Below are 23,306 nucleotides of genomic sequence, written 5' to 3'. Positions count from 1 at the left end.
CTATTATAACGAAAAAAAACAAAAATGTCTATTATAACAGACATTTATAAAAATTGCCGTTATAATAGACATTAAATCATTTAAAAGATTATTTCACTTTTTCTTCTTCGTAGTCCCCATTGCTACAAACGACTTGTTTGCCACCGCCACGGACTTTCTTCTCAACTAAGTAATGACCACATTTTGGACAGTCACGGCCGATTGGCTTGTCCCAAGAAGTGAATTCACAGTCTGGATAGCGATTACAGCCATAGAAAATACGATTTCGTTTGGTTTTACGCTCGATGATTTGTCCCTGATGACAGTTTGGACATTCCACCCCGATTTCTTTGACAATCGCTTGGGTATGGCGACAATCTGGGAAATTACTACAAGCATAGAACTTACCAAAACGTCCTAATTTAATCACCATCGGGCTGCCACAGACTTCACAATCAAAACCAGCTGGTTCGTCTTTGATTTGGATTTTTTCCATCTCTTCTTCAGCCTTCGCGACTTCTTTAGAGAATGGTTTGTAGAAGGCATCAATGACTTTTTGCCACTCTTCTTTTCCGAGTTCGACATCATCGAGTTTCCCTTCCATCTCCGCTGTGAAGGTCACATTGACAATATCTGGGAAAAATTCAACAATCAGTTTATTAACGATCTCCCCTAATTCCGTTGGTTCAAAGCGTTTGGCTACCAGCTTCACATAATAGCGTTTTTGAATGGTCTCAATCGTCGGAGCATAGGTTGAAGGGCGACCAACCCCATTTTCTTCCAAGGTCTTAATCAAAGTTGCTTCAGAATATCGAGCAGGTGGTTGGGTAAAGTGTTGCTCAGGCTTGCTATTGACTTGCTTAACGCTATCGCCTTCTACCATATCCGGCAACATCTTGTTCTTATCTGAGTCGTTATAAATAGCCAAATAACCATCAAACTTCACCTGGCTCCCATTTGCCGTATACTGAACCCCATTTTGACCTAAACGGACATTCATGGTATCAAAGACAGCTGCTGTCATTTGACTAGCTACAAAGCGGTTCCAAATTAAGGTGTAGAGTTTTAATTGGTCTTTGTCTAAGTATTTAGCAATGCTCTCAGGAGTATTGAAGACGCTGGATGGACGAATCGCTTCGTGGGCATCTTGGGCACCAGAAGCATTCTTCACTCGGCTTCCATGCTTGGAATATTTCTCACCGAAGCGATCCACGATAAAGTTCGCTGCCTCATTTTGCGCAACTGGACTGATCCGTGTGGAATCGGTACGCATATAAGTAATCAAACCTTGAACACCAGAGCCAATATTGATTCCTTCATACAACTGCTGGGCGACCATCATGGTCTTACGTGTACGGAAGTTGATCTTATTGGCAGCATCCATCTGCATAGAAGAGGTGGTGTATGGAAGTGGCGCATTCCGACGACGTTCTTTCTTTTCCACCTTTTCAACGGTAAAATCTTTGCCATCTAAGCGTTCAAGAACAGCTTTCACCTCTTCATTGGTGTTGAGCTTCATCTTCTTGCCATCAATCCCATAGAAGCTGGCTTGGAATTGCTTGGTCCCTTTTTTAAAGACACCATCAATGGTCCAGTATTCTTCCGGCTTGAAATCATTAATCTCATTTTCACGATCAATGATTAATTTGAGGGCAACTGATTGCACGCGCCCTGCAGAAAGTCCTTTTTTAACCTTTTTCCAAAGAATAGGTGAAATCGAATACCCTACAATCCGGTCCAAGACCCGACGTGCTTGTTGGGCATCAACCAAATCCATATCGATTTGACGCGGTTCTTTAAAGGCATTTTTAACTGCATCCTTAGTGATTTCATTAAAGACCACACGGTTCTTTTCCTTAGCATCCAAGTTCAAAATATGAGCCAAATGCCAAGAAATAGCTTCTCCTTCTCGGTCCGGGTCACTTGCGAGAAAGACTTGTTTGGCTTTTTTAGCTTCTTTTTTCAAATCATTAATCAAGGGACCTTTTCCGCGAATATTGATATATTCCGGTTCATAGTTATTGTCGAAGTCAATTGACATGGTTGATTTTTTCAGGTCCCGAATATGACCAACACTGGCCATGACTTTATAGTTACGACCAAGGTATTTCTCGATTGTTTTCGCCTTAGCAGGAGACTCCACAATCACCAAATTTTTCTTGGTTGTACTGCTTTTCTTTTTTGTTACCACGTTTTATCCCTCTGTATTGTATAAATCTCATTGAGTTTAATACATTTTAAGAAAGATGTCAACTAGGAACTTCTCCTATAGGAAAATCACAATTCGTATTTCAATTCATCAAGAATGTCCTGGCCTGATGTGACAAGCTTTGCACCTTCTTGAATCAAGTGATGGCATCCTGCAGATTTTCCATCTAAAATGTTTCCTGGAATAGCAAAAACATCTCGTCCTTCCTCCATGGCACGCTCACAAGTAATTAAACTCCCTGAACGAAGTCGTGCCTCTGCCACAATCACAGCCTGACAGAGTCCTGCAATGATGCGGTTTCTCTCAGGAAAATGAAACTTCAAAGGGGCCTGTCCTGGACCATACTCGCTCAAGATCAGATGGTGCTCTCCCATGTAGGTCTGTAATCTCTGATTACTTTTCGGATAAAAAACATCCAGCCCCGTTCCTATCACTCCGATGGTCTTTCCACCATTACGAATGCTGGCATAATGCGCTGTCGCATCAATTCCCTTAGCAAGTCCACTAACAATGACCAGTTCATTTCCAAGTTCCTTAATTATCTTCTCTACAGAACGAACCCCTTCTCGCGTGGTCTCTCGAGCTCCAACAACTGCAATCTTCGGTTTGCTTAACAGTTGCAAATCCCCTTGGTAAAAAAGGAGTACAGGAGGATTGTAGATCTGTAGCAATTCCTCAGGGTATTCAGGATCAAAAATGGATAGAGATGGGAACCGTTCAAACTCCTTGTGTAAATGCTCTTCATCCAGCTGCCGGTATTTGTCTACAAAATGAATAATACTGCGACAGCGAGCGATCCTTGCTATCTCTTCTAAGCTTGGTAAGGCTTGGTCTTTCCTACAGTAGTCCAAAACTCTCAAGACTTGCTCATTTGATAAACCAGCTTCTTTTAATTTAAAGATTTCAAATTTCTCCATGGTCACCTTCTACTTCCTCTCACTTATTTATTCGAAAAAGAATGGAAAAAAAGCTCTATTTCTAGAACTTTTTTTGATATGTAGAAGAATAAAAGTAAGATGCGGCACCAATCAAGTTGCTTTCATTATGGAAGCGAGCCGCTTGGATCGGCAAGGCCTCAAATGGTTTATGCCCTTTTTGAGAGAGTAGGTTATGGTATTGTCGACTGATCTCATCGATCAGTAGCGGTTGGCTACTAATGCCCCCTCCAATTGTCACCTTCTCAAGCAGGAGCAATGATTGAAGATTAAAAATCAGAATAGCAATATCATGACAATACTCCCAAAACAAGGATTTCAGCTCCTCATGGCCTCCTTGATCAAGAGCCTTGAAAACGGCTATACCATCTGCCTTTTCTAGGTTCAAGATGTGACTAGCTTTCTCAACAAATTGAACAGCAGAACCAGTGTTTTCCAAAAGATTGGAAATGCCTTGCAAAAAGAGTTCGCGATGAAAGCGGCGATTTTCTGGTGTTCTTTCTGCCTTATCAATAGACCGAATGTATTCTGTCAGTTGCCATCCTCTCAATAGGTCACCATTCGAAAGAAGAGCAAGACCAACTCCAGTCCCTAGGACCAAGGTCGCACCGCAAGGACAATCTTTTAGATTACCAAGCCTTGCTTCCGCTAGACCAGCAGCTTCTCCATCATTAAGAACGGTGACGGGTACTTGAAATGTTTGTTCTAATCTACTAGCTAGAGGAATGCCTCGCAAATATGGAATGAGACCACCTCGAAAGACAAAGCCAAGGCTCTTTTGGATCTCACCAGGGCATGAAATGGCGATTCCCTCGATTTCTTCCCGTACAGGAGCAACGATTCCTTCTAATCCTTGCCAAAAGTCCTCAATCGTAGATGGTGTTGGGATCTTGTCTGTACGGATCAATTGATAGTCTGCATCCATCAGACCGTACTTTATAAAGGTCCCTCCGATATCGATGGTAAATAGCATAACCTAATCCTCACACATTGATTTGACGGGTTCAAATGAACGCCGATGGATAGGAGTCACTCCCAGCTTGTGAAGGCCAGCCAGATGGTTAGCCGTCCCATAGCCAACGTTCTGCGTAAAATCATAACCCGGATATTCGCAATCAAACTCTTCCATCATCTGATCCCGAGTCACCTTGGCTACGATGGATGCTGCAGCAATGGATAAGGAGTTAGCATCCCCTTTGATGATACTAGTTTGGGGAATAGGAAGATCCAACCTCATGGCATCAATCAAAAGATGTTGAGGTCGTGGGTCTAATTCTTGAATAGCCTCTAGCATAGCTAATTTGGTTGCTTCATAAATATTAACCTGATCAATGACCTGATTATCTTTTATCCCAATCCCGACAGAGAGAGCCTGATCTAAAACCGCTTGGTAAATAGCATGGTGCTTCGATTTCGGAATTTTCTTACTATCATTTAACCCTGGAATTTTACAATTTTCCGGCAGAATGACGGCTGCTGCGACGACAGGGCCAGCCAGAGGACCTCTCCCTACTTCATCCACACCTGCAATAAGGTGAATCCCTTGAGTATAAAGTTCTTTTTCATAGGCTAGCATTTTTTCCAAACGCAAATCTTCGTCCACTTGTTTTTGGAGTTCGCGTTTTCGTTTGCTGATAGCTGCTTGAACCCCCGCTCGACCATCAAGGATCAACTCTTCAAATAAGGGATGATCTAGCTCGTCAATCATTGCTAAACGCTCTTTAACTTCTTTAATCGTTGGCATCTATTTCACCTACACGATCAAGGGTATACCGTCCCAATTTTCCATCGCGGACGTCTTTAACAAAGAGTTGGTAAAAACGGTCGTAATCTTCACGAAATCCTAATTTCTGGGTCATTTCCATAATGATTTCAGGAGCTTCTTGTTCCAGATCCATTTGTTTAAAACGTTCCTGCAAAACAGCTGGATAATGCTCTTTAAAATAGTTAAGGCCAAAGATGGTCACTTCATCCATTGGAAGCAGCTGATCTTTGATGGCGCCTGTTAAAGCGAGCTTTAAGGCCACTTCTTCATCTTCAAACTTGGGCCAGAGAATCCCTGGAGTATCCAAGATTTCAAGATCCTTATTGGTTTTCAACCATTGTTGCCCCTTGGTCACGCCTGGTTTATTTCCAACGACTGCAATCTTTTTCCCCGCCAAGCGGTTGATCAGAGTTGATTTCCCGGCATTAGGAATCCCGATAATCATGGTCCGAAGGGTTTCAATCTGAATCCCTCGTTCCTTCTGACGAGCAATTTTATCGGCCATCAAAGACTTAGCAGCATCTGTTACTTTTTTTACCGTAGATTGCTCTTTGGAGTTGATAGCCAAGGTTTTGATCCCTTGTGACTCAAAATAATCCTGCCATTCTTTTGTGGCAACAGGATCTGCCAAGTCTACCTTGTTTAAAATCATTAATTTGGGCTTATAACCAACTATTTTTGTTAACATAGGATTTTGGCTTGATAGGGGCAAACGAGCATCTACCAAAACCGTCACAAAATCCACGAATTTTAAATTTTCTTGTACTTGTCTTCTAGCTTTGGACATGTGTCCAGGAAACCATTGAATAGTTGCCATGTTCTCCATTCCTTTCCAGTTCAATCTCTTCTATTATACCATGTTTTCTGAAATCACTGTGATTAAGAAAAATACTAAAAAGAAGCTACCGAAGTAACTTCTATTAGTATTCTAGCGAATTTGCTCAAAATGCAAATGCACGGCGATATGATCACCATAGCCACTCCGTTCCAAATCACGTTGCAAGCGATAAGAAATGTAGTGTTCTGCAATGGTAATATAACCAGCACCAAGTAAACGGTGCTCAACCATTGATTGGATCATGCTGATGGTTGCGCGTTCTACTTGTGCTTCATCCAAATCCATAGCAACTTTCTTGGTCACTTGAGCTAGGTTTTGTCGCAAATCATCTGTCAAAACATAGACAACTTGCGCAGCTTTCAAAATAGCTTGGTAAATTTTATCTGGGTTGAATTCAACCACTTCTCCACTACGTTTAATGACTTCCATCGGAGTCTCCTTTATGTTTAAATTTTCATGAATACTCCATTTCCCTTAGAAAGAAATGAAGACCTACTACTTTATTATATAATTTTTTTGCCAAGAATCAAAGCTCTTTTCAGGACTTAGAGTAGATGATTGGATGAAAAAATCTAACGATCACTTTTTTCCATGACCACATCTTCTTTTTTATAGCTGTAGGTCAATCTCCAAAGATTGTCAGAGACATGATCCAAACGGAAGGTCTTCAAAATCTTCTTCAGAGGTAACTTCTCCATCTCTACTTTTCTAATGAGTTCCACTAATAGTTCACCACCAGCATTGACAGCAATCAGCTGATCTTCGTCACTATCATATTGGAGAAGGATAGTTTTAGTCGGTTTATAGAGAACATTATAGAGATTATAGGCTCTATCAATTTCAAAATGTTTATCCTTATCAGCTTCTCTTGAGTAGCGGTGTATTGTAAGGGGACCAATTTGAAAAGCCCCTGCTAAACTAAAAATGAATCCTAAAGCTGCTATCGATTCCCAAAGAAGGTTGAGGAGCTTGGAATCGAAGTCAAATATGAAATGAAGGAGCAACAAAATAATTCCTGTACCAAATCCAATTAAAAGTAAGAGTGCACCGATGCATCCAGCTTTTTCGCCTGTTTTAATGGTCGGTTTATCATAGATTATCACACCATCTAACTTATCAAGGCTATGACGTTCTTTAAATTTTTCTAGTTCTGATTTTTCTGAATCCGTTTTTTCTAACTCTGACATACATTCCTCATGACAATTTTATTAATAATCCGGACGAAGAACTCCCGTAATGATCTCTTTGGTTGCATGGTAATCCCCATCTACTACAACCTTGATGATGCGCTTCGCTTCTTCTGCTGGTGCTGGCACCAATGGCAAACGAGTTGGTCCTGCTTCAAAGCCCATATAGTTTAAGACAGCTTTGACAGGAGCTGGACTCGGATATGAGAAGAGAGCATTGACTTTAGGGATAAACTGACGTTGGATAGCCGCAGCCTTTTTAATATCGTTGTGTTCAATGGCTTGGAACATCTCATGCATTTCATCTCCATTTGTATGAGAAGCCACTGAGATCACTCCATCTGCACCAAGGTTCATCGCATGGAAAGCATCTCCATCTTCCCCTGTATAGACGAGAAATTCTTCTGGCTTGTGTTCAATCAAGTAGGCCATATTGGCAAGGGTTGTACACTCTTTCACCCCAATGATATTTGGGTGTTCTGCCAAACGAAGCATGGTTTCAGGCGTCATTTCCACAACCACACGTCCAGGAATATTGTAGATAATAATCGGAAGATTGGATGCATCCGCAATCGCTTTAAAGTGTTGATACATTCCTTCTTGAGATGGTTTGTTGTAGTAAGGGACGATAGCCAATCCTGCTGCAAAGCCACCAAAAGCATCCACTTCTTTAACGAACTCAATCGAGTCGCGGGTTTCATTGGTTCCGACACCAGCGATCAAAGGAACTCGACCATTGACAATCTTTTGAACAGCCGCAAAGAGTTGCAATTCCTCATCGTGGGTTAGAGTTGGACTTTCTGCAGTCGTTCCAGCTAAGAGAATCCCATCTGTATGATGAGTCAAAAGGTGCTCAATCAAGTCAGGAAGAGCATCAAAATTAATGGTTCCATCTTCATGGAAGGGGGTGATAAATGCAGTGATGATTTTACAATCTTTCAAATCATTATAAGACATAGAAAAAACCTTTCTCTATATAAGAAAGAGGCTGGGGCCTGCTTGCCTTTGCCTCATGATCTGTTCATAAAACAAGTTGATTCGTTAGAAAGCTGAGAAAGAAATCAAACTCTTCGAGTTGCTGATTTCTGTTTCGCTCCCTACTTCAACTCAAATTTCAATTCAGCTGTTGGACGTACGAGTCCACGTTCGTGAAGAGTTTCTGCGATTTGGACTGAGTTCCAAGCGGCACCTTTAAGAAGGTTATCTGAAACAACCCACATGTGGATCCCTTTTTCAGCATCCAAGTCTTTACGAATCCGTCCAACGAAAGTATCGCGTGAACCGACCGCATTAACCGCTTGTGGGTAGATTTGGTGAGCAACGTCATCTTCAAGAACTGCACCTGGGAATTCCGCAATAGCAGCTTTCACTTCGTCAATTGGTGCCACTTCTTTTGTTTCAATGTAGACTGACTCTGAGTGAGCTGACAAGACTGGAATCCGCACACAAGTTGCTGAAACGGCAATGCTATCATCTTCCATGATCTTCTTGGTTTCATTTGTCATCTTCATTTCTTCGTAAGTATAGTCATTTTCTGTGAAGACGTCAATTTGTGGAAGAGCGTTGAAAGCAATTGGGTAATGTTTTTTATCACCACCTGAAGGCAAGATTTCAGCTTTGACATCGCGTGGGTTGACCCCATCATTCAAGACTTCCTTCAACTCACGTTGGGTTTCAAGAATAGCTCCCATACCGGCACCTGAAACAGCTTGGTAAGTAGATACGATGATACGGTCCAAGCCCCATTTTTGACGAACTGGCTCAAGAGCGACCATCATTTGGATGGTCGAACAGTTTGGACAAGAGATGATTCCGTTGTGAGCATCAAGAGCATGTGCATTCACTTCAGGAACTACCAATGGGACATCCGGATTTTGACGGAAATAAGAAGTGTTATCAACCACTACTGCGCCTGCTTTCACCGCATAAGGTGCATATTTGGCAGATGTTGAACCACCAGCTGAGAAAAGAGCAATATCAACGCCTTCAAAAGCATCTTCAGTCGTTTCTTCGATGGTCACGTCTTGCCCTTTAAATTGCAAGACTTTTCCTGCAGAACGTGCTGACGCAAGGTAGCGAATTTTATCGATTGGAAGAGTTGATTCTTCCAACATTTTGATCATTTGAGCACCAACGGCACCTGTAGCACCGACAACAGCAACTGTGTATCCCATAGTAAATCCTCTTTCAAAATTTTCTAAAAATTGAGTATTTGTACTATTATACAATTTTTTGGCATAAATGAAAAGTACCAACAGTAGGAAAAAATCCTGATTCTAAGACCAGGATTGTTGATGGTTATTTATCATAAATAGCTCTTTAGTTCAGGTCATAGTTCAAGTCACTTAAATCTTTCTTACCTTGTGTTTCTTCAGCAAGAAATGGAACTTGATGGATCCCCTTTACACCTGCTACGATAGACGCCGGAAATGAAACAATTTCTTGATTGATATGGCTGACATTACTGTTGACAATTCGCTTCGCTGCAGCAAGATCTTCATTTTCGTCAGCAATTTCCTTTTGTAGGGCCAAGAATTGGTTAGAAGACAAGAGCTCTGGATAGTTTTCACCCACTGCACGAATTTGTGCCAAGACATCATTTTGATTGGTAATGACTTGGTTGGATTCTTGAATAGTTGCTCCTTGGCGTAAAGCAACTAAATCAGTGAAAATCTCTTGCTCATGTTTGGCATAAGCTTTGGCTACTTTTAGCATTTCCGAAATGGTATCATAGCGTTTTACGAGAACGATATCGACCGTTCTCTTTGATTCTTCAATGGTCACTAGATAGCGATTGAGACGATTTCCTACACTAATAAACCAAATAGCCAATAGGGCAACAAATATGATTAAGCCGATAATGAGATTCATGATGCTTCTCCTTCAAAAATTGCTGTTATTTCTTTAATTAAAGCTAGTTCTCTGCATAATTTATGATATTCAGATACCAAAGATAGTTGATCAATATCTTCTGGTTTTTGGGGCGTCGGAAAGATATAGCGATCGGTATACAAAGAAATAAATAGTTTCTTGTCTTTCAAAAATACACACATGGCATTTTGAGAAATTTGTCGATCAAACCATTCCAACATCTTAGGGGTGAGAAATTTACGGGCAGACAATTCATCCGTGCAGTAGATATTGTAATTTTCGTTATTGCGAATATCCTCGGTTTCAATCTGCACTTCATCCCCTCTGGCTCCAGGATAAACCCCATTCACCTCCCTCTTAAAAAGAAAGGATTTCTTGGTCGGAACCACCCGAAGATGACCCGAGAAATTGATCGGTAGACATAAAGAGAACACTTGTCCAAGGAAATCTGTAACTTCCACATGTTCCGTCCTCGTATGACCATTAGATGTCCGGTAACGAGTCTCTGTATGATGGGCATAGAGATTTGACACCGTCAGCTCTTTGTCATCATGAAATGATAGCTCTTTGAAACATAGAAAATCAGTCGACCGAGGACATAAATGCGAGAGAGCTTCAGAAGGGATGGAACCGTCCTCTTTGATCGAAGCCTGAGGAAAAACTTCTTTTAATACAGGCGACAAGATATCATCAAGATAGATCTCATCGTTCGAACGAATTCGATCCCCAAACAAGGCTTTTCGTTTTTTATATTGTGGCCAATAATACAAACCAACCACTAAAAGGATCAAAGGAATAGCTGCAAAACGCAATAAAATGAGAGACAGTATAGCGCAAACAATACCAAAAGATCGCAAAACATTCCACTGAAGATTGTTCTTCATCTGTTCTCGGATCACTCCGATGGCATCCTGAAATTGTTTGGAGTTTTCAAGCTCCCCAATTTTCTGCGAATAGTCTGTAGATGCTGAATCATTAGAATGATAGAAATCTCCCAATCAACTCCACTCCTTTCTGACCTAGGCACTTTACTATATTATAACACCAACATAACTTTGTAGCAACTGTATTATAATAGTTTTCAGTTCTTAGAAGACACAAAAAAATCCTGATCCGAAGACCAGGATTCGAGGCACCTTTCGGTGAGAACAGCAGGTTCACACAACTGTTCAAGGTCCGCTCCTGCGTTACAATTGAATGTAGACCTCCTCAGCGCAAAAGGCTCCAAAGGAGCCAATCGACTCATCGCATGAATTTAGTTTACCATGAACATCCACAAACTGTCAAGAAGGTAGGTACTTGCTTCCTTCTCGAATACTCAAAGGAGATAACTGCTCTCGATAGCGGTCGATAAAGGCCCCTACCCAATCCGGATTAACCTTGGAATAATTGCGCAAACTCCAGCCGATTGCCTTATTTATAAAGAACTCGCTTTGACCTAGATTATTGAGGATCACTTTTTCTAACAAATCCGTATCTGTTTTTTCTTTCCTCATAAGCTGGTGATCAATGGCAATCCGCCTCAACCAAAAGTCCTGATCCTTACTCCAATCCAGCATAACCTGCTTGGTTTCTGGATAGTGAAAAGTAATCTCTCCGATGATAAGGTCCAATTGATCTATACTGTCCCACCATGATTTGATTTGAGCCAATTCCTTTAGCTTTGGAAAATCTTCAGGTCTAAGCTCCTTCTTCTTTTTATCCAGATAATCCATAGCAATATATTGGAACTCACGGTAGGGTTGCTGCCAACACTCTTCCACAAAAGTCCAATCAATTGGATCCTTTATGAAAGGTTTAAAAAACTCTCTTTCAATCTTTTTGAGAATTGGTTTTTGAACGCCAATAAAGCTGAATTTATTTTTCATATAAGCTTCCATTGCTGGGACTTTCGCTGGATCAGCTTGGTCTTCTAACAATTTCAAAAGAATTTTTGTATCCATATGATTCCTCCTTTTTTACATTAAAGGTCCAATCAGAGAAAAGAGATAACCACCCAGACGATGAGCCATAGGCATTTTAGATAAACCTTCTAGAGTGACTTCCTCTGAGAGCTCCTGGGTTTTCTCAAAATCTTCTTCAATCTTTAGCACTTCCAGAGTTTTGTATAGATAGACCCCATCTTCAAAATTTTGATAGAGACTTCGGTAGTCTGTATTAATGGTTCCTACCACAGCTTGTTTGCTATCAGAAACATATACTTTAGCATGGACAAAGCCTGGGGTATAACGGAAAATACGGACGCCAGCATCCAAGAGCACTTTAAAATAGGTCGTCGCAATATCAAAGGCATACTGTTTATCTGGAATCCCTGGCATAATGATCCGAACATCTACTCCTCGTTTGGCCGCAAAAGTCATGGCTCTAACCAATTCGTCATCCAAGATCAAATAAGGGGTCATGATGTGAACATAATTGGTCGATGTATTCAGTAAATGAAGATAAACATCCTCAGCCACTTTGTGATAGGTCAATGGTGAATTGCCATAAGGGAGTACAAAGCCCTGGCTCTTTCTTTGTTGAGGTTTTTCTTGTAGATAGTGCTCCATATCCCTTTTATCTTCTATTCCGGTCACTGACCACATGGTCAAAAAGAGAGCTTTCAGTGTTTGAACTGCTGAACCATCTAATCGAAGGGCCGTGTCCTTCCAATGACCAAAGCGTTCTCGTTTATTGACATACTCATCAGCGATATTAACGCCACCAGTATAAGCAACTTGACCATCAATTACTGTAATTTTTCGATGGTCTCGGTAATTGTAATAGGTTGATAGAATAGGCTTGACTGGTGAGAAGGCCTGAGCTTTAATCCCAACCTTGTGCAATCGCTCGATATAATCGTAGGACAAGGTAGTCATCTCATTCATCCCATCAAACATGACACGAACATCCAGACCTGCCTTGGCCTTCTCCTCCAAAATGGCTAAAATCTCGCCCCACATGATCCCTTCGTCAATGATGAAATATTCCATGAAGATATAACGCTCGGCCTTTTTCAAATCCTCCAACAAGGCTGGAAGCATGTCATCTCCAAGTGGAAAATAGGTAACCTCTGTGTTTCTGTAAATAGGAAACTGGGCTGGACTATGCTCCAAAAAATAAGCTAATTTCTGTAATTGGCGATCACTTTGGGATAAATAATCAGCAACTTCTGGATCGGTGCTTAGATAGTCAGATGCCTGCACTGTAGCATTCTCAAGCCGCTTCTTCAATCGTCTCACACCCAAATCAGCTAACGAAAAGTAAAGCAGAGCCGTCCCAAAAATTGGAAAGAGGGCAATGATAATTATCCAGGACAGTTTGGAACGAGAATCCATGGAACGATTGAGCAAGTATAAGAAGGTAAAGACACTCAACAAGTGTTCCCATAAGATAATGGATGGGAAATGCTCTTGTAGGCTGAGATATGAAAAGACAAGAAAGGCCAATTCCAGTAAGAAGAACAGAAGAATGGGAACCTTTCGGTTAAGTAGAATTTTGGCCCATCTGGAGGGCTTTTGGGGTAACAGTCTAGCACTTTGTTCTTGAGTCATTTAACTTCCTTCCGTTAAAAATGGATCTTCCATTGATTTGCTTTGTGACCTTAGGATATAGCTATCATTTAGCTACGATCCTTACCAGTTCTACTTGATTTGTCTCACAGGCCCATCCAAGCTCTTTTGCATCCATACGATATCGTGCCATTGATTAAATTTATAGCCAATCTTTGGGAAATGAGCCACTTGGACATAGCCCCGCTTTTTATGCATGGCAATGCTGGCTTCGTTAGGAACTGCGATACAAGCCAGAAAGCGTAAGTAGCCTCGTGCTTGCAACTTCTCTTCTAAGGCAGTATAAAGAGCCGATCCGATCCCTTGTCCACGCGCTTCTTTTGCGACATAAATAGATAATTCAGTGGTCCAATCATAGGCAGCGCGTGCATAATAGGTCGAAGCATAGGCATACCCCACAACTTTCCCATCCACTTCTGCGACCAAATAAGGAAATTGAGTCAGCGTTTTTGTGATGCGACTTTCAAATTCCTGGACAGTCGGCACATCAACCTCAAAGGTAATGGCTGTCTCTGTCACATAAGGTTGGTAAATCGCTCGGATAGCTGCTGCATCGCTGAGCTGAACGGGTCGAATCATCATAATGGCCTCCTCATTAGATTATACCTAGTATACCGATATGCCTTCTCACTGTCAATGAAGGACTAGCAGCAAGCAAAAAAATCCTGGAATTGTATCCAGGATTTCCATCCTTCTTAAACCGTTTGACGTAACCCCATCATCCGGTAAAGGAATAAAGCACTCGGAGCTTTCAAAAAGCTCTTTTGCTTGGAATTTGTTGCTTTTAAAACATAGTTAGGTTTGACTGTTTTAGTGACTGTCTTTGCTTGTTTAAGATTCAGACCGGTTTGTTTTTTAGACGGTTGAACTTTCGATGGTTGAAGGGGAACTTTCACTGCGCTTGCTTGAAGTGGTTTTTCTTTGACTTTCAAGGCTTGTCCAATTGGTTTTGAAGCAGGAGCAGATAATCCTGCTTGAGCTGCATGAGAGAGTTGACTCATGGTTTGATTGTTTCTGACTTCGACATGGTTTAGGATACCTCCATTTGGATTGAGGTGATCGATCACACCTGTATCAAATGGCGCTACAAATACATTGTCCTCAATGGTGACATTTTTAATATCTCCATAGCGCGTTTCAACATCAATCGATCCACGATGCTTGTTGTAGATATCGCTCTTCGTTCCTGTACGCTCCAAGAGATTGTGGTGAACCCAAATTCCTTCTTCATTCAGATCAAAGTTATGGCCTTTAAAGACAGTCGTCAAGCGAATTCCGGCATCCCCGATATTGTCTTTAATCCGATTGTAGGCGATCTCATGGCCTTTCCCACCAAAGATTCCCACACCTCCAGCGCGCCAACCAAGTTCAATCGTATTGTGCAAGAATTTATTATTTTCTGCTACTGCCGATTCTGTTCCATCCGCAATACTTGACCAGCTGGCTAGTCCGTCATCTCCATTCCCACGGATACTAGAATTGCGGACAATCGAATTCTTAGTCCCTTGGGCAAAGTTGACTCCGTCAGCCAGGTTATTGCGCAAACGGACATTTTCTACTACTAGACCATCTGTGTACTTCATATCATTTATTCCAGCATAATCGCCAATCCACATGCCGACTTCAAAATGTTCGGCCCAAATATCGTGAATATGAGAATTCTTCCCTGGCGTTCCAGAAATGGCCTTGTACTGAGCATTTTCACCATAGCGTGAACGTAGGTTGGAAGAAAGATAGACATCGCTAAATTCAACATGGTTGTCTTGGTGAAGGAAGTCAAATCCACCGCCACCAGCTTGGTCACTAGTAAAATGCAGTTGGGTATACCAGATACCAGCCCCTGAAATCTTCATATCAGAAGCATCGATACCGACTTTTCGATTGAGATTAAATCGCCCAGCTGGGATATAGACATTTTTACCGGTTTGTTTTGCCTCATAAATCGCATCATAGAGGGCCTGGCTGTCATCAGTATCATCGTTTGGCGTAGCTCCTTTAGAAACAATATTGATAGCATTGTCCCCTTGAGCAATCGGGTCAGGAGCTTGCTCGAATTCCACAAAGTCAAGACCATAATGGACGTCGTCTGACCTGTTTTTCACCAGTGAAACCACATCTCCTTTTTGAAGCTGAAGTCCTGGAAGAAGGCTGTGTACTTCATCAAATTGGAACCGAGCGCGTGTATCCGCCTGAGCACTATCATGAACACCTTTGTCATTCAAGTACTGCCAGTTAGACATAGATGAAAGGTCCAATTGTTGAACACTGTGACCATTCACCTGTACATCGAGTTGTCCACTGGTTCCATCTGGCACTGTGTAGCGTACGGTTAAAGCATTGGCTGGTTCATTGACCTTAAAGGAGACACCATCTCCCTTTTCTTTTAAAGCGACATAAGTCTGATCAGAAGCTTCAATAGCTGTTGAGTGACTGTCTTGAGACTCCTCTACCTCTGCCTTTCCAAGGAGGTTCCCTTTGTCTGCCTCATAACGGGTGTAAGGCATAGATGCTCCATATTGGCTGGTATCTACTTGAGAGCTTGCAGGATCAGAGGTTATCGCTTCTTGCCCTTGTGTCTGGACTTGTGCCTGCTCTCCAGCTTGATCAGCTGCCACAGATTTTCCAGTCAAAAAACAAGCCCCCATGATCGCAATCACGACAGAAAAGACTCCAAGTTTAGACTTGCGAATGCCAAAAACGATATCTTTGTTTAAATGATTCATCACACATTTCTCCTTTTATTTTTTTCAACGATTCTATCCTAATAAAAATTATCATGACAAACAAGGTGAATTGTGTGAATATTCTGTATCAATTTGTTGCAGAAATGTTAACCTTTTTATGTAGTAATAAAAGTGAGTAAGAAAAAGAGGCTGAGAATGCTTTCTCAAACCTCTTTCGATGACACGCACTTATTCCGCTTTTTTATTTGAAAATTGGCTATTGTAGAGCTCATAGTAGAATCCTTTATCTGCTAACAAGGATTGGTGATTTCCTTGCTCGATGATTTGTCCATCTTTGAGGACAAGGATTTTATCTGCTTCTTGAATGGTGGACAAGCGGTGAGCAATGACAAAGCTAGTCCGGCCTTTCATCAAATTCTTCATCGCTTTTTGAATCAAGAGCTCTAAACGCGTATCGACAGAAGACGTCGCTTCATCCAAAATCAAGATTTTAGGATCCGCTAGGAGCGCACGCGCAATGGTTAGCAGTTGCTTTTGCCCTAGAGAAATATTGCTAGACTCCTGGTTCATTTCCATATTGTAACCACCAGGAAGCGTCCTGATAAAGTGATCGACATTGGCTGCCTTTGCAGCTTCCACAATTTCTTCATCCGTTGCTTCGAGATTACCAAAGCGAAGGTTTTCTTTGATGGTTCCTTCATATAACCAAGCATCCTGAAGCACCATTCCGAATTGTTTGCGGTAATCTTGGCGAGATAGATGACGAATATCATGACCATCGACTGTAATCGATCCTGCAGTCACATCGTAAAAGCGCATCAGCAAATTAATCAGGGTTGTTTTCCCTGCTCCAGTCGGTCCGACAATGGCCACCATTTCACCTGGTTTCACTTCTAGGTTGAAATCACGAATCAATGGTTTGTCTGCTACATATTGGAAATCTACGTTTTTAAAGCTAACCTGACCTGTCAAATCTCCAGAGAAGGTTTCTGTCACATCTGCTACTTCATCTGGCTCATCCATGACTTGGAAAATACGGTCTAGAGACGATTTGGCACTTTGTAGCTGTCCTGCCAACTGGGTCAAGTTTTGAATCGGTTGGTTGATCTGCCAAACATATTGAACGAAGGCCTGCATATTCCCGACAGTCAAACGACCTGCTAACACTTGCAAACCACCAAACAAAGCGATAATGAGATAAGTCAAATCTGAAATCCCATTTAAAATCGGCATCATTAAGCCGGAAATGAAATTAGCCTTGAATCCTACTTTTTGAAGGTGATGGGTAATATCATGAAACTCTTCCTGGGAAGATTTTTCCCGAACGTAGAGCTTAAGAACATTAAAGCCTGTTAAATTTTCTTGAACGAAGCCGTTCATTGCCCCCAAAACTTCTGCCTGCTCTTTAAAGTAAGGCTGAGATTTTTTCATGATAAATCGAGCACTGAAATAAGTGATCGGAATGGACAAGATCACCACCATCCCCAATTGGATATTTAAGTACAAGACCATGCTGATGACAAAGAGCAAGGTAAAGATAGCATTGACGATTTGTAAAAAGGACTGTTGCAAGGCATTCGAGACGGTTTCGACATCGCTAGTAAAACGTCCTAGTAAATCTCCGAACTGATGCCGGTCAAAATAAGAAACTGGAATGTGATTGATTTTATGAGACAAATCATTTCGCATGTCCTGAACGGTTTTTTGAACAGCATTGGTCATGAAATAGTTGGAATAATAAGATCCCAATTCATAGAGGACCCCACGGAATAGATAGAGCGTCATAATGATAGCGATGTAGGAAGTATTCAGACTAGCTCCTGCAAGGCCTTTTGCCATATCCATGAGATTCTTTGTCAACTCCGTAATGGCAAGTCCCAAAACAAAGGGTTCGACAACACTCATGATGACACTTAGAATTTTTAAGAAAATGGACAAGCAAACTTCCAAGCGATAGGCTCTCAAGTAAGTCCATAGTCTACTAAAACTGTTTTGTTCTTGTTTCATCTGCTTCTCCTTTCTATTCCTCTGTTAATGATGGACTATCGAGCTGCGAATTGGCAATTTCACGATAGATCTCATTGCTTTCCATCAATTCATCGTGAGTACCTCGACCGACGATCTCCCCTTGGTCCAAGACAATAATTTGATCCGCATCCATAATGGTTCCCACACGTTGCGCTACGATCAGAACGGTCGCATCTCCTGTAACTTCTTTGAGACGTTTCCGCAAAGTGGCATCCGTCTTGTAGTCTAAGGCAGAGAAGGAATCATCAAAAATAAAGACATCTGGATCTTTGACAACGGCACGAGCGATGGATAAGCGTTGTTTTTGACCACCTGAAAGGTTGCTACCACCTTCTGCCAAATGCGTATCAAAGCGTTCCTCACGGCTGTCGATAAATTCCTTGGCTTGGGAAATTTCAGCCGCTTGTTCTAGCTCTTGTACAGAGGCATCTTCTTTCCCATAACGAAGGTTCTCAGCAATGGTTCCAGTAAAGAGTAAGGCCTTTTGCGGAATAAAACCAATCTTTTGGCGAAGGGCTTTCAGATTGTAGTCACGAACATCCACACCATCGACCAAAATTTTCCCTAGGGTGACATCATAGAATCGAGGAATTAACTGCACCAGCGAAGATTTCCCAGAACCCGTCGAGCCGATAAAGGCAATTGTTTCACCAGGTTTGGCCTGAAAGGAAATGTTGTGAAGAACTGGACTCTCCGTCTCACCTGGATAAGCAAAGGTGACATTATCAAATTCCAAATAGCCACGAGATGCTGTCTCTGTGACACCATTCTCATTCGGATCAATCGAAATGGGCATGTCCATGATTTCCTTGAGACGACGGCTAGAAACCGCAGTCCGAGGATACATAGTAAAGAGATTGGCTAAAAAGAGGAAAGATAAGAGCGCGTGGAAGCTATACTCAATAAAGGCAACCAAATCCCCAATTTTCAAACTACCGTCATGAAGAGGATCCAAGGCAAACCAGACAATCGCTACAATCATCGCAATGATGATCTGCACAAACAGGGGTTCAGTCAAACCAGTTAGTTTGAACAATTTATTCGAGTTTTCCGCATAGACTTCATTTTCAGCTGCAAATTTATCCTCTTGGAATTCTTCGCGGGCAAAGGCACGAATCACTCGGAGACCTGTCAAATTTTCACGCGCAAACTGATTGAGATGGTCCAGTGTCTTTTGTTGCTTCTCAGAAAGAGGACGTGTCTTAACTGCTACATACCAGACGACGACAGCAAGAAATGGTACAGATACCGCTACAATCCACGCTAAAGAAGGACTGGTCGTCAGAATCAAGAGAACACTGGAAACCATCATCAAGGGTGTGATGACCCCCATCTTCAACATAGAATCCGCAAACTGCATCAAAACAAAGGCATCCGAAGTCAAACGAGTGACCAATGACGATACCCCAATTTGCTCATACTCGCGATGCGAGTACTCCTGTAACTTAGCATAGAGGTCATTGCGCATATCGCGGACCATGGTGGTCGTTAGTTGACCAACCGCGTAAGACAAGATAATCCGACCCACAATCCCTAGCAAAATAATCGCAAACATGACCCAGCCCCAGAAATACAATCGATCCACATCACGCGGGTTAATCCCCTCATCAATCATGCGAGCTAGAATCGTTGGCAAGCCCAAATTGACAATAACAAACAGGACCGCTGAAAATAGATTCAGGGCTAGCCACTTGGGATACTTTTTCAAGTAAGACCAAATATATAGCATAGATGATTCTCCTTTTCCATAAATAATAACCTTGATCACACAGAAAAGAGGGAGCGAGACGAAATCATTTTCAAAGAAAATCATTCCTGCCCCAGTCCCATCTGTAGTCTCATTCATTATACCAAACTAGTCATAAAAGTAAAGCAAAAGAGCAGGTTTCCCCGCTCTTCACTTGAATTATTTCGTGCGTTTGAGTTTTGCATTTTTAAGAATCATAAGATCCCCTTGGTTGCTATTACTTAACTTAGAAAGATCAAATGTCAAATAGTCACCATCGACCTTATATGTAATCTTTTCTCCACTACCATCATTTGACGAGATTGTTTTCTCTTTTTGATTGATTTTGACATCATAAGATCGCTCATTCTTTTGACCAGCGACTTCACCCGCGATGCTGAGGGTTCCTTTAGAATCTTTGATCTTAATAGAAACTTCAAAATTAATAACGTCTCCAATAGACTCTAATTGACTACCTGATAAGCCCTGCTCCTCAAGAATTTTCTTGAGTTCAGTTTTTGATGGTTTGTAGACATAAGTCCCATTATCACTTTTGGCACCACATGCCACCAAGAGGACGGCTGCAAAAACTGCAACGAAAGCTAAAAGAATACGTTTAATATTTTTCATAATCAATCTCCTAATGTATTTTATAATGAGATTTTACCACTATTTTCATACCGATTCAAGATGTTTTAAAGAAGAAAAAGAGCAGATCCCCTCTGCCCTTCTCTTGTATTATTTTGTACGTTTGAATTTAGCGTTTTTGAACATTTCCAAAGCGGCCTCATGACCTGAACTCTTTTCACCAGATAAATCAAAAGTGAACACATCGCCTGAAACTTTGTATTTAACCTTCTCACCTTCACCTGTTTTAGATTGAAGAGTTTTCTTTTGTTGGTCAACTTTCATATCAAATGATTGGTCAGTCTTTTGTCCCATCATTTCACCTTTAATTTTAAGGCTACCTGTTTTGTCTTTAATGGTCACTGAAACTTCCAATTTAACATTGTCGATCAATGCATCTACACTTGAACTTGGAGCACCTTGTTCTTCAAGGATTTCCTTCACTTCAGTTTTTGATGGTTTGTAGACATAAGTCCCGTTATCACTTTTGGCACCACATGCCACCAAGAGGACAGCTGCAAAAACAGCTACTACAGCCAAAAGAATACGTTTAAAGTTTTTCATAACTTCTCCTTTTTAGTTAGATTCACCCTATTATATCAACAATTCAGACACACGGCAATGAAATATTACAAATGTAATACTCTTGTAATATATTTATCAACTAATATTAAACGATTAAAAATGCAGGATCCGTACCTACCATTTCTTTTATTTGATCTTTTTAAATTTCGCGTATTTTATGAAATTTATATAGGTGTCGGAATTACTCATGCCAGAATCACTTACATCTTTAATTGTTAATACCCCACCAGAAATTTGATAAGTAATTTTAGTCTTACTATATTCACTTTCCAATATAATTGTTTTAGTTTTTTGATCAACCTTAAAATCATAGGGTAGATTGGTATTTTGAACATTTGATTTTATCTGAACCTTTATGAGGCCTGTTTTGTCCTTAATGATTATCGAAACCTTAAATTTATAATCATCTGAAATGATATAAGCAAGTTGACTTGGTAGCATCTCCCTCACTTCTTCTGTTGAGGGTTCGAATACATAAGTCCCATTATCACTGTTTAGACCACAGGCTACCAAGAGGACTGCTGCAAAAACAGCACCTAAAGCCAAAAGAATCTGTTTGAAAATTTTCATACCTTCTCCTTAGTTCATAGAATATCCCTATTATAGCAACAATCTTGTTGTATCTCAATGAAATATTTGATGATACAGGGCTTGTAAAAATCATAAAAGAAAGAATGCATAAAAAAACCGAGGCCTAAACCTCGGTTTTCATTTTGATTGGAAACTCTATTACTTAAGAGTAACAATTTGCAAATCCTATTTTCTCCCAGTATTAGTGGGTTAATTCCTCAATTTTCAACTCTGGCAGGAATTTGGTAGGTAAATTGATAATCCAAGATTATCTAAACTGTTTGTAATCTCTTCTGAAATTGTTGAATCACCTGAATAATACCAGTGACTATATGTATTCAACGTGGTTGACTTATCAGCGTGTCCTAATCGATATGAAACATATAAAGTATCCTTATGTAACACATTTATAAGATAAGATGCATGACTATGTCTTAATCCTTTCCCCGTAATTTCTGGTACGCCAGTAATCTTAGCATGCCTTTTTATTATCCTAGAAATTGTAGACTTACACAAGGGGGCACCAAAACGTGATACTACATAATCTTTATCATCATTCTTGATTTGAACTTCTCGCCATTTTTTAAGTATTGTAATCGTAAAATCATCTAAATCAATTTTACGATCCCCTGCTATTGTCTTTGTTTGTTGTTTAGCATACCATACACCGTTTTTATCTTTCTCAATTGTCGAATGAACATGAATCCATTTACGTTCAAAATCAATATCTTCCCATTTAAGAGCAATACCCTCACTAACTCTTAAACCAGTCATAAAATATAACCAGATCGTCATGTAATTATGGAGTCCCTCATACTCACTAATATCAAAAGAGTTTATTACCTTCTTAAATTCATCAAATGTCCAAAATTTTGTATCAGGGTGCTTTCCTCTAGGATTATCTAATCCTTTAAAAGGAACTCTATCAATATAACCCAATCTTTCTGCATAGCCCAGACATGCTTTAAATCTAGACCACATATTTTTAGCATAGTTACTAGAATACTTGTCTATAATAGCTAAGCGAAATCTTTCACAGTCAATAGTACTAATATCTGATAATTTTTTACTACCAAATTGCTTAATAAATAACTGATGATGTGGTAAAGCGGTCTGATAAGTTACAAATTGAACTTTTTGTTGATAATATTTTAAATAAATCTCTTCCATAAACTCTCTAAAAGTTAGAAAACTATTATTAGTAGTAGAGTTCACAAATTCATGTTTTAAACGAAGTATCTCTTCATATGCTTCCTTAAAAGAATTAAACGGTAGTCCTTGTTGATTTTTCCTTCCTTTCTTTTGGATTCTTTTCCCAGTTATTGGATCAACTCCTAATTCAATTTGAAAATAAATTTTTCCTTTTGAATCTTTGTATACACCTTTATATTTCTTTGTCTTTGATATAACCATTTTTCTCACCTTCTATATCTGAAAAAGAAATACCAATTAAATTTTCTACAATATTTTTAGGAGCAATGCCTAACCTTTTATTATCGAAAGGTGAACATCCTAATTGTACCGCATTCTTATCATTTTTTCTAGCTTCTTCAAACTTTTTTACAGCAATTTTTTTTGCTTGTCTAATAATATTCCTCGATGTGTGCTCTGGAAAACCAATCGCAACTAAATCTTTATAGTTTACTGTTTCCATGATTTTACTACTTCCTTTCTTAGATTTTTTCACCTCCATGGCATGACTGATGAAGTCATCATAAGAATTTCACTTGCTGCTCTTTTACGGTGGCAGC

At 40.5% G+C, this 23,306-nt stretch carries 22 protein-coding genes; all 22 read right to left on the bottom strand.

The window, feature by feature from the left end; translation table 11 throughout:
* Window positions 1-88: 88 nt before the first annotated feature.
* The 22 genes from topA to PCY11_RS00315 all read right to left on the bottom strand — a co-directional run bounded on the left by topA (window position 89) and on the right by PCY11_RS00315 (window position 23,209).
* Entirely contained in the window at window positions 89-2,170 is a 2,082-nt protein-coding gene (gene topA / locus PCY11_RS00420; protein WP_070673955.1) for a type I DNA topoisomerase, read from the bottom strand.
* An 86-nt stretch (window positions 2,171-2,256) separates the two neighbouring features.
* The gene (gene dprA, locus PCY11_RS00415; protein WP_003007405.1) at window positions 2,257-3,105 is read right to left on the bottom strand and encodes a DNA-processing protein DprA; all 849 of its coding nucleotides are present in this window, start codon (window positions 3,103-3,105) and stop codon (window positions 2,257-2,259) included.
* Window positions 3,106-3,166: 61 nt separating this feature from the next.
* The gene (locus tag PCY11_RS00410; protein WP_301362300.1) at window positions 3,167-4,096 is read right to left on the bottom strand and encodes an ROK family protein; all 930 of its coding nucleotides are present in this window, start codon (window positions 4,094-4,096) and stop codon (window positions 3,167-3,169) included.
* 3 nt (window positions 4,097-4,099) lie between these two features.
* Window positions 4,100-4,867, bottom strand: coding sequence for a ribonuclease HII (locus PCY11_RS00405; protein WP_301362299.1), 768 nt, complete (start codon window positions 4,865-4,867; stop codon window positions 4,100-4,102).
* Window positions 4,854-5,705 carry a ribosome biogenesis GTPase YlqF gene (gene ylqF / locus PCY11_RS00400; protein WP_301362298.1) on the bottom strand — a complete coding sequence of 284 codons (852 nt, stop codon included), beginning with the start codon at window positions 5,703-5,705 and terminating at the stop codon, window positions 4,854-4,856. Before ylqF ends, PCY11_RS00405 begins: the two co-directional genes overlap by 14 nt.
* Window positions 5,706-5,816: 111 nt before the next feature.
* Window positions 5,817-6,155 (bottom strand): ATP cone domain-containing protein, encoded by a 339-nt coding sequence (locus tag PCY11_RS00395; RefSeq protein WP_049514815.1) that lies wholly within the window; start codon window positions 6,153-6,155, stop codon window positions 5,817-5,819.
* A gap of 143 nt (window positions 6,156-6,298) precedes the next feature.
* A complete protein-coding gene (locus PCY11_RS00390; RefSeq protein ID WP_070665747.1) occupies window positions 6,299-6,913 on the bottom strand; it encodes a hypothetical protein in 615 nt (204 codons plus the stop codon).
* Between the two features lie 21 nt (window positions 6,914-6,934).
* Window positions 6,935-7,870 (bottom strand): 4-hydroxy-tetrahydrodipicolinate synthase, encoded by a 936-nt coding sequence (gene dapA, locus PCY11_RS00385; RefSeq protein ID WP_301362297.1) that lies wholly within the window; start codon window positions 7,868-7,870, stop codon window positions 6,935-6,937.
* A gap of 140 nt (window positions 7,871-8,010) precedes the next feature.
* Window positions 8,011-9,087, bottom strand: coding sequence for an aspartate-semialdehyde dehydrogenase (locus PCY11_RS00380; protein WP_254732483.1), 1,077 nt, complete (start codon window positions 9,085-9,087; stop codon window positions 8,011-8,013).
* A gap of 145 nt (window positions 9,088-9,232) precedes the next feature.
* On the bottom strand, window positions 9,233-9,784 hold the full coding sequence (locus PCY11_RS00375) for a LemA family protein (RefSeq protein WP_155199048.1): 552 nt from the start codon (window positions 9,782-9,784) through the stop codon (window positions 9,233-9,235).
* Window positions 9,781-10,782, bottom strand: coding sequence for a DUF3137 domain-containing protein (locus PCY11_RS00370; protein ID WP_301362296.1), 1,002 nt, complete (start codon window positions 10,780-10,782; stop codon window positions 9,781-9,783). The genes PCY11_RS00375 and PCY11_RS00370 overlap by 4 nt, the downstream gene beginning before the upstream one ends.
* Window positions 10,783-11,067: 285 nt before the next feature.
* Window positions 11,068-11,727 carry a DNA alkylation repair protein gene (locus PCY11_RS00365; RefSeq protein ID WP_301362295.1) on the bottom strand — a complete coding sequence of 220 codons (660 nt, stop codon included), beginning with the start codon at window positions 11,725-11,727 and terminating at the stop codon, window positions 11,068-11,070.
* Between the two features lie 15 nt (window positions 11,728-11,742).
* Window positions 11,743-13,317 (bottom strand): cardiolipin synthase, encoded by a 1,575-nt coding sequence (cls, locus tag PCY11_RS00360; protein WP_301362294.1) that lies wholly within the window; start codon window positions 13,315-13,317, stop codon window positions 11,743-11,745.
* 90 nt (window positions 13,318-13,407) lie between these two features.
* Entirely contained in the window at window positions 13,408-13,917 is a 510-nt protein-coding gene (locus PCY11_RS00355; protein WP_301362293.1) for a GNAT family N-acetyltransferase, read from the bottom strand.
* A gap of 113 nt (window positions 13,918-14,030) precedes the next feature.
* On the bottom strand, window positions 14,031-16,058 hold the full coding sequence (locus PCY11_RS00350; RefSeq protein WP_301362292.1) for a glycosyl hydrolase family 28-related protein: 2,028 nt from the start codon (window positions 16,056-16,058) through the stop codon (window positions 14,031-14,033).
* A gap of 189 nt (window positions 16,059-16,247) precedes the next feature.
* Window positions 16,248-18,026 (bottom strand): ABC transporter ATP-binding protein, encoded by a 1,779-nt coding sequence (locus tag PCY11_RS00345; protein WP_049486159.1) that lies wholly within the window; start codon window positions 18,024-18,026, stop codon window positions 16,248-16,250.
* A 13-nt stretch (window positions 18,027-18,039) separates the two neighbouring features.
* Entirely contained in the window at window positions 18,040-19,776 is a 1,737-nt protein-coding gene (locus PCY11_RS00340) for an ABC transporter ATP-binding protein (protein WP_301362291.1), read from the bottom strand.
* Between the two features lie 177 nt (window positions 19,777-19,953).
* Window positions 19,954-20,403 (bottom strand): hypothetical protein, encoded by a 450-nt coding sequence (locus PCY11_RS00335; RefSeq protein ID WP_045759482.1) that lies wholly within the window; start codon window positions 20,401-20,403, stop codon window positions 19,954-19,956.
* Between the two features lie 108 nt (window positions 20,404-20,511).
* Window positions 20,512-20,964: a hypothetical protein gene (locus PCY11_RS00330; RefSeq protein ID WP_003007432.1), complete on the bottom strand. Its 453-nt coding sequence runs from the start codon at window positions 20,962-20,964 to the stop codon at window positions 20,512-20,514.
* Window positions 20,965-21,111: 147 nt separating this feature from the next.
* Window positions 21,112-21,555, bottom strand: a complete 444-nt coding sequence (locus tag PCY11_RS00325) for a hypothetical protein (RefSeq protein WP_045759483.1) — start codon at window positions 21,553-21,555, stop codon at window positions 21,112-21,114.
* Between the two features lie 225 nt (window positions 21,556-21,780).
* On the bottom strand, window positions 21,781-22,968 hold the full coding sequence (locus tag PCY11_RS00320) for a site-specific integrase (RefSeq protein WP_261043012.1): 1,188 nt from the start codon (window positions 22,966-22,968) through the stop codon (window positions 21,781-21,783).
* Window positions 22,940-23,209, bottom strand: coding sequence for a DUF3173 family protein (locus PCY11_RS00315; protein ID WP_000450956.1), 270 nt, complete (start codon window positions 23,207-23,209; stop codon window positions 22,940-22,942). The genes PCY11_RS00320 and PCY11_RS00315 overlap by 29 nt, the downstream gene beginning before the upstream one ends.
* Window positions 23,210-23,306 lie beyond the last annotated feature (97 nt).

Origin of the sequence: Streptococcus sp. SP8, from assembly GCF_030440045.1 — a bacterium.
GTDB lineage: Bacteria > Bacillota > Bacilli > Lactobacillales > Streptococcaceae > Streptococcus > Streptococcus parasanguinis_I.
The sequence above is the reverse complement of the archived record's forward strand: the minus strand, read 5'-3'. Positions and strand labels throughout refer to the sequence as shown.